A 7,874-nucleotide genomic window follows, 5' to 3' on the forward strand; every position below is an offset into this window, starting at 1 on the left:
TATCCAGGGTGTTTTTTCGAACTGGATATTAGTTATTTTCCTCCACATGAAATGCTTTATAAACGTCGCGCCGGCTCATTCCACGTGTTACTGCCACTTCACGAATCGCTTCTTTTGATCGGACATTTTTTTCTTCCATGACGATTTCCACATGGCGTTTGACATCCACATCTGTCCACCATACTTCTGTTTCTACTAGTTCTTTTCTGCCGCCTTCCAAAACGATACAAAATTCGCCTCTTATTTCACTTGATTCTACCCAATTGATGGCTTCTTCAAGCGTGCCGCGCAAAAATTCTTCAAAACGCTTTGTCAATTCGCGTGCCAAAACAATTCGACATTCACCGCTGAAATTTTCTAAAAGGGCATGCAGTGTTGTTTTTAATCGATGGGGCGCTTCATATAAAATAATCGTTTCTTCACGTTGTCTTAATTGTGCTAGCTGTGCATCCCTTTCCTTTTTCTGCCGCGAAAGAAAACCGAAAAATAGAAATGGTTGCGGTGACAATCCTGAAGCAACGATTGCACTAATTGCCGCATTCGCCCCTGGAATCGGTACAACGTCAACCCCGGCCTCTATTGCTTTTGCGACAAGATCTGCGCCTGGATCAGATATACACGGCATGCCAGCATCGCTAACAAGCGCCACATTCTTTCCTTCTGCAAGTAAAGACAAAATTTTTTCTCCACCGCTTTCTATGTTATGTTCGTGATAACTAATGAGCGGTGTTTTAATATTAAAATGATTACAAAGGCGAATCGTATTTCGTGTATCTTCCGCTGCGATCACTTGTACTTCCTGTAAAGTTTGAATCGCACGATACGTCATATCATCTAGATTTCCTATTGGTGTGCCAACAAGATATAGCTTACTGCTCGACATGTCAGCACTTTTTTGAGACTTCATCTGTACTTCTCCCCCTTTCTACATACTGTTCTTTTAATGCCCTGCTCAGCTGCTTAAATCGATATTCTGCCTGCATTGCCTCTCGCTTCGTTTCAAACTGCTCCTTGTAAATACAACGAACAGGCAGTTTCGCTCGCGTATACCGTGCACCTTTCCCCTCGTTATGGACCCGTACACGCTTTTCCAAGTTATTCGTATACCCTGCATAAAAAGAGCCGTCATTGCATTCCAGCACATAAAAAACATGTTCAGCGTTCTTTTCCATATAAAAGTTTCCTCACTTCTTCCGTATATTCTCCATTCGAGTCGTAGACGTATAACGGAGGAAGGATTTTTAAATCAGGTTTCCCATCTTTCGTTCCTTCTATTAATAAAGTATTCGCTTCTTTTCCTTCTTTCGGATAAACAAAGCGGATTCTTTTCGGCTCCAAACGATTGGCACGCATTGCGGTGACGATATCGAGTAGACGTCCCGGGCGATGGACAAATGCTGCTTTCCCGCCTTGCTTTAATAATTCGCTTGCAGCACGAACGGCTTCTTCCAATGTTAGCTTTATTTCATGCCTAGCAATCGCAACGTGCTCCAGTAAATTTTTATCACTTGCTTCATGCGCGGGAAAATAAGGCGGGTTACAAGTGACCGTGTCGTATTTTTCATATCCCAATGTCGAAGCAATACCTTTCACGTCACCCTGTACAATCTGAATATGGTTTTCAAGCCGATTGTAACGAACACTCCTTTCTGCCATATTTGCAAGCCGCTCTTGCAATTCCACGCCAATAATATTTGCTTTTGTTCGTGCGCTTAAAAATAGGGGAATGGCTCCATTTCCCGCGCATAAATCTACGATTTTCCCCGATCGGACTGGAACGTAGGCAAATTTCGCTAACAACACCGCATCCAGGGAAAATGAAAAAACAGATGGACTTTGAATAATCCTTAAATCTTCGGCCAATAAATAATCGAGCCGTTCATCACCTTTCAACAATTCCACCATAAAACAATTCCTTTCTTCCATTTGATTGAATTTAGATCATAAAGAAAGCCGATACCTATAAATAGGAATCGGCACACTATCAATTACGCCCCCGAGTAGTTGCGTTCGGATTTTAAATTGGACCCGCAGGATGCGGGTATGCCGTCGTTGGGGCCAGCACACGATGCCGGTTGTTGCAACAGGATGTTGCATCCTTAGACCGCCTTCCTTAATTCCTTTCAAAATCCTTTCCATTCACCGAAGACTTGACTTAAAGTAACAAGCTTTCGCTAATTCAAGTTAACCATTTTGCTTATTTAAAAAAGAAAGACAGAATAGGCAATCTTCCCCTTTGCGGCTACTACCAAAATGGACATTGCACACATGGAACCCCTCATTGTAAAGGCGCGCCAAATTATCTACACCTTCACCAATATCGACTTTATGCAATTTTTTCTGACCACGTTGTTTTCCCGTCGATTTCGATTTTGCTTCCGTCTGTTCATCCATTTCTTCGAGTCGCTTCCGCAGATGATGGTTTTCAAGTTGAAGTGAATGATTCTCTTCTGTCATCTGCGCAACAAATCCCATTAATCCTCGGAATTGCTTATGCATGGATTCAAGCTGTTGCTCAAACTCCATAATTCTGTCGAGAAAATTCCCTTCTTTCAAATGATTTCACCCCATCATTTTGTCAATTGAGCAATTTTATCGGACTGTTCGATTTCTTCCCATGAATACTCCAGTACCTGGTTGGAATCTAATAATGTAATTTGGAGGATCCGTTCCAGTAAATTTAGCCCGACGACTTTTCCAGGTCCTTCAGGTGTCTGGACGACCGTACCAACATCTGGCATCAATGCTTTTGCTTCTTCATACTCATCATTCTCATACTTCAAGCAGCACATAAGGCGCCCGCAAAGCCCTGAAATTTTAGAGGGATTCAATGACAAGTTTTGATCTTTCGCCATTTTAATAGATACTGGTTCAAAATCCCCGAGAAATGTAGAACAGCAAAGCATTCTGCCGCAAGGTCCAATACCGCCAAGCATTTTCGCCTCATCCCGAACACCGATTTGCCTAAGCTCGATGCGTGTCCGGAAAATGGAAGCTAAGTCTTTGACGAGATTACGAAAATCTACACGACCTTCCGCCGTAAAGTAAAAAACAATTTTATTTCGATCAAATGTGTATTCCACATCTACAAGCTTCATGTCTAAAGCATGCTCTTCTATTTTCGCTATACATGTATCAAACGCTTGTGTAGCCTCTAACTGATTCTCTTCGACGATTTCGAAGTCTTCCGTAGTAGCTGGACGAATAATTTTTTTCAATGGAAGAACAATGTCATTTTCATCGACTTCCTGAATACGCCTAGAAACTTTTCCGTACTCAATTCCCCGGGCCGTTTCCACGATTACATATTCGCCTATATTTAAATCATAATCCAGTGGGTCAAAATAATATATTTTACCCGCTTTTTTAAAGCGGACACCTACAACTTTATACAACCCTTAACCCCTCCTGCATATTTAGCACCAATTGTTCCATTAAAAGCGTCCGGTTCATATTGCTATGCAAATATTTTTTTGCCTGCAAGATCGCTTCCATCATCAGCGAAAGCTGGTTGTATGGCATCTTTATTGAAAGATTGTTGAAAAATTGTTGCTGATCTGGGTAAGTCGGCATTGACTGTAATGCTGCTTTGACCGAAACGATATCTCGGTACGCGTATAGCAGCAAATCCAAACCACGTTCAAAGTCTTCCTTTTCCTTAAACAAAGGGATCCAATCTGAATGGATGAATAATAATGCTTCATGAACGTGGCGGTCGAGTGCCTCGACTAATTTTAACACTGTTTTTCGCATGTGTACAAATTGTTCATCACTTGCCAATCGATACGCTTCATCCAAGTCTGCCGTTACCATAGAAACCGTTGCGGCCATGGCATCCGTTAACTCTTTTTTCACTAGTGCATCGATCAACATCTCGCGGGATGGTGGAAGAAATGAAATTCTTTGACAGCGGGATTGAATCGTCGGTAAAATCGCTTGATAGGCGTCGGTTAATAAAATTGCCGTTACCTCACCTTCAGGCTCTTCTAGAAACTTTAACAAAGTATTAGCTGCCGATACGTTCATACGCTCCGCGCTTGAAACGATGTAAATTTTCCTGCCCGATTCATAGCCCTTCTTTGTCATTTTGAATATTAAATCAGACATTTGTCCTCTTTTAATATCTTGTCCATCCGGCTCAATGATTGTCACGTTCGGATGATTGCCGGATCGGACACGCCTGCAAGAAGGACATGTTTCACATGGAACATTATTGTTAGGTTTTTCACAAAGAAGCAATTTTGCAAAAAACAAAGCCGCAGCCATTTTTCCCGTTCCTCGGCTCCCATCAAATAAGTAGGCGTGCCCAATCCGATTGTTTTTAAACGAGGAGGATAATCGCTTATACACTGCTTGCTGATTTTTTTCCAATTGGGCACTGTCTTCATTGTTCACACCGCGACGCCCCCTTTGTTTCAAAAAACCCGTGTTCCTTATTCAAAGAAGACACGGGTCATCTATATAAATTAATTAAAAGCCCTTTAATCTCGCCAATTTTCGCCAATAAATCAATCGAGGTTTTTTCATCGCTCAATAATTCATCAGCCAATTCAACAAGCTTTTTATCTACCGCTTGCACAATATTCAATCGGCGCCCTTCTCCATAATGATTCCACGTATGGGATTGTTTCAACTCTAATCCCAATTCAACCGCTTCTTTCAAAAAGCTGCGAACGAGCATTTTGTACTTAGCCATCTCACGTAAGTTCCTTGACCTTGCCAGTCGTTCCCCAGCGGCTGAAATATTACCAAATAGCCGTGTAAGCTGTTCATTTTGAAGACGCTGTTGTTGTTTGATGACCATTTGCCCAAACTTTGCCCCACCTTGTATGGGTTGCGATGCTTCGTGGCGTAAATGACTAAGTCCAACCCGGGCATCACTATTTACTTTCATGCTCCCCGTCCTCAGAAGTGATGGAAGTGTTCTATTGGCAGCACAAATACGGTTGCTCCGCCTACTTCAACTTCCACTGGATAAGGTATATACGAATCAGCGTTTCCGCCCATTGGAGAAACAGGCGCAACCATTTGGTCCCGTGAACGGCAATTTTCACGAATAAGTTCAAGTGCTTTTGGTACAAGGCTATCATCGGTTCCGATTAAAAACGTCGTGTTGCCCGATCTTAAAAAGCCTCCCGTACTCGCAAGCTTTGTCGCTCGGAAGTCGTTTTTCGTCAAGGCTGCCGACAATCGGTTACTATCCTGATCCTGTACAACTGCCACTATCAATTTCACGGTAATCTCTCCTTTTCCCCTTTCCCATCATTATAACATGGATTTATAAATTAATTGAGTAAAGTGCAGATCATTCTCCAAACATTTTCTGACACTTCAGACAGTGGAAGGGATGCATCGATATGTCTAATCCGATCTTTATATCTTTCGTTCACCACTTGATAACCTTCATAAACATTGTGATGAAACTGGATCTTTTCATTATCTAAGCGATTTTGCTCCCGTTCATTATTTTTTTCAATGCGTGCTAATCCAACTTCAGGCTTAACATCGAAAAACAGTGTCGCATCGGGCATCATATTCCCAATCGCAAACTCATTGATGGAAAGAACCTCATCAATCCCAAGCTTTCTCGCATGGCCTTGGTATGCGAGCGAGCTGTCGATAAAACGATCACAAAGGACATTGTTGCCTTCCTCGATCGCCGGCAATACTTTTTCTACAAGATGCTGTCTTCTGGCCGCCGCGTAAAGAAGCGCTTCTGTCTTCGCATCCATTTCACGATATTCATTGTTCAAAATAATTTCCCGGATTTTTTCAGCAATCCGAATTCCCCCTGGTTCCCTCGTTAGAAGAACCGATTTACCTTCTTCCTGCAACCGCTTGTAAATTTCAGCAATGACTGTCGTTTTACCAGAACCATCCGGCCCTTCAAAAGTGATAAAAATCCCTTTCTTCTTCATCCTATTCCTCCGTTCTTTCTTTTACCACGAAAATTTTCGATTGATCCACTTCGATAGCCCCTTGAAATTTCGCACGCATTTGCAAGTATTGGCGCAATGCTTGTACATGTGCAACTGTTACCTGTTCTCCCGCAATAACAAGCGGAATCCCCGGTGGATACGGAATGATCGAACCGGCGGCAATACGTCCGACAGCTGATTCATAGTGAATCCATTCCTTCTCCATATCATGCAGCTGTGAAAAACCAATTGTGAGGCGTGATATGCCTTGATCGATCGATGGCAGTACTTCAAATTGTGTTCGTTCGTTTCTCGTTATAGCAGCTACGGCTAACTTTATTTTTTCGCCCGCTTCATGGAAACGGTTTTCGGCATTTAATTTCAAAAGCGGCAATACAAGCAAGACTTGATAAGGATCCGCTAATTCTGTAAAAACGCCGGTCTTCTCTAGTTGTTTTTGTAAATTAAAACCCGAGTACCCTTCTATCCTTAGAAGGAGCTTCAACGGATCATCCGATTCAACGACTTCAAGCTTTGAAACTCCTTGTAGCTGCTCAATAAAACGCATACGTTCCTTCATAAAGTATTGCTGGTCTTCTATAGTATAAGCTTCGGCATACGCTCTCGCATCATCGAGCGATGCCATTAACAAATACGATGGGCTGCTCGATTGCAGCATTTGTAAATAATGCATAATTTTCTCCGCCGAAATGAGCTTGGAGCGGATATGTAAAAAAGATGCTTGTGTCATCGCAGGCAATGTTTTGTGGGCTGAATGCACAACAACATCAGCACCCAACGCTAATGCTGAAGTCGGGAAAGCTGTGCCGACAACAAAATGCGCACCATGCGCTTCATCAACAAGAACAGGAATATTAGCTGCATGCGCTAGTTTAATGATTTTTTGTAAATCGGTGCCCGTTTGTCCATAGTAAGTCGGATAAGTTAATATAACAGCCTTTGCGGTTGGATACTCTTCAATTGCCTGTTGAATATCAGTGGATGCTACCATACTAGCTGCCATCTTCTTGGAATCCCAAGCAGGCGAAACAAAAACAGGATCGGCACCCGTTAGTTCTAGCGCATGGAAAATCGATTTATGCGCATTGCGCTGAACAATGACAGTATCTCCCTTTTGGCATGTCGCATAGATCATCGCCAAATTCCCGACCGTAGAACCGTTAACGAGGAAAAAACTTTGCTCAGCCCCGTAGAGGTCAGCAAGTTTTTGCTCCGCCTCCGCAATGACGCCCGCCGGTTCATGTAAATCGTCCAATCCTTCCAGCTCGGTAAAGTCATAGCGAAGCGCCAATTGAAAATCCAGCGGTAAATTAGAAATCATTCCATTTTTATGTCCCGGCACGTGAAATGAAATTGAATTTGTTTCTTTTAATTGAATCATCGCCTCAATAAGTGGACGTTTAAATCGTTGCATTCTAAAACCACTTCCTTTTCCTAAATCTATTATAAAGGGAAATAATTTTGATGCCACGGGCGCCGCCATAACCCAACAACATTCTAAAATTCCCGTTCTATATGTTTGTCATACATTTTCTGCAAATGAATCAAAGAAGCGCTACCTTAAGAATGTATTCATTTTTAAACACAAAAAAGCCATTACCTATTGGTAATGACCTTGCGCCTGGCGACGTCCTACTCTTGCAGGGGGAAGCCCCCAACTACCATCGGCGCTGAAGAGCTTAACTTCCGTGTTCGGTATGGGAACGGGTGTGACCTCTTCGCCATCGGCACCAGACTATGAGCTTGTTCGCTCAAAACTGAATAAAACAAACATTGGATGCATAATCGTAATCATGTCTTTTTAAATAAGGTTAAGTCCTCGATCGATTAGTATCTGTCAGCTCCACACGTCGCCGTGCTTCCACCCCAGACCTATCCACCTCATCATCTTTGAGGGATCTTACTTACAAATGTAATGGGAAATCTCATCTTGAG

10 protein-coding genes and 2 rRNA genes are annotated in these 7,874 nt (G+C 42.5%); all 12 read right to left on the reverse strand.

Annotated features, from left to right (window positions below):
- Positions 1–28 precede the first annotated feature (28 nt).
- Positions 29–907, reverse strand: coding sequence for a 16S rRNA (cytidine(1402)-2'-O)-methyltransferase (gene rsmI, locus AU377_RS03745; RefSeq protein WP_067404418.1), 879 nt, complete (start codon positions 905–907; stop codon positions 29–31).
- Positions 885–1,172: a GIY-YIG nuclease family protein gene (locus tag AU377_RS03750; RefSeq protein ID WP_067404420.1), complete on the reverse strand. Its 288-nt coding sequence runs from the start codon at positions 1,170–1,172 to the stop codon at positions 885–887. Before AU377_RS03750 ends, rsmI begins: the two co-directional genes overlap by 23 nt.
- Entirely contained in the window at positions 1,156–1,905 is a 750-nt protein-coding gene (locus AU377_RS03755) for a tRNA1(Val) (adenine(37)-N6)-methyltransferase (protein ID WP_067404423.1), read from the reverse strand. The genes AU377_RS03750 and AU377_RS03755 overlap by 17 nt, the downstream gene beginning before the upstream one ends.
- A 279-nt stretch (positions 1,906–2,184) precedes the next feature.
- Positions 2,185–2,556, reverse strand: a complete 372-nt coding sequence (gene yabA / locus AU377_RS03760) for a DNA replication initiation control protein YabA (protein WP_067404425.1) — start codon at positions 2,554–2,556, stop codon at positions 2,185–2,187.
- A 14-nt stretch (positions 2,557–2,570) separates the two neighbouring features.
- A complete protein-coding gene (locus AU377_RS03765; protein ID WP_067404428.1) occupies positions 2,571–3,395 on the reverse strand; it encodes a stage 0 sporulation family protein in 825 nt (274 codons plus the stop codon).
- The gene (holB, locus tag AU377_RS03770) at positions 3,388–4,395 is read right to left on the reverse strand and encodes a DNA polymerase III subunit delta' (RefSeq protein ID WP_067404431.1); all 1,008 of its coding nucleotides are present in this window, start codon (positions 4,393–4,395) and stop codon (positions 3,388–3,390) included. Before holB ends, AU377_RS03765 begins: the two co-directional genes overlap by 8 nt.
- A 58-nt stretch (positions 4,396–4,453) precedes the next feature.
- Positions 4,454–4,894, reverse strand: coding sequence for a YaaR family protein (locus tag AU377_RS03775; protein WP_067404434.1), 441 nt, complete (start codon positions 4,892–4,894; stop codon positions 4,454–4,456).
- Positions 4,895–4,905: 11 nt separating this feature from the next.
- Complete coding sequence (locus AU377_RS03780) at positions 4,906–5,235, reverse strand: cyclic-di-AMP receptor (RefSeq protein ID WP_067404437.1); 330 nt, start codon at positions 5,233–5,235, stop codon at positions 4,906–4,908.
- Between the two features lie 50 nt (positions 5,236–5,285).
- Positions 5,286–5,918 (reverse strand): dTMP kinase, encoded by a 633-nt coding sequence (gene tmk, locus AU377_RS03785; protein ID WP_067404440.1) that lies wholly within the window; start codon positions 5,916–5,918, stop codon positions 5,286–5,288.
- Between the two features lies 1 nt (position 5,919).
- Positions 5,920–7,353: an aminotransferase class I/II-fold pyridoxal phosphate-dependent enzyme gene (locus AU377_RS03790; RefSeq protein ID WP_067404443.1), complete on the reverse strand. Its 1,434-nt coding sequence runs from the start codon at positions 7,351–7,353 to the stop codon at positions 5,920–5,922.
- Positions 7,354–7,558: 205 nt separating this feature from the next.
- Positions 7,559–7,674 (reverse strand): 5S ribosomal RNA (rrf, locus tag AU377_RS03795).
- Positions 7,675–7,746: 72 nt separating this feature from the next.
- Positions 7,747–7,874, reverse strand: a 23S ribosomal RNA gene (locus AU377_RS03800); the annotation flags it as partial.

This window comes from Sporosarcina sp. HYO08 (assembly GCF_001563475.1).
Taxonomy (GTDB): Bacteria; Bacillota; Bacilli; order Bacillales_A; family Planococcaceae; genus Sporosarcina.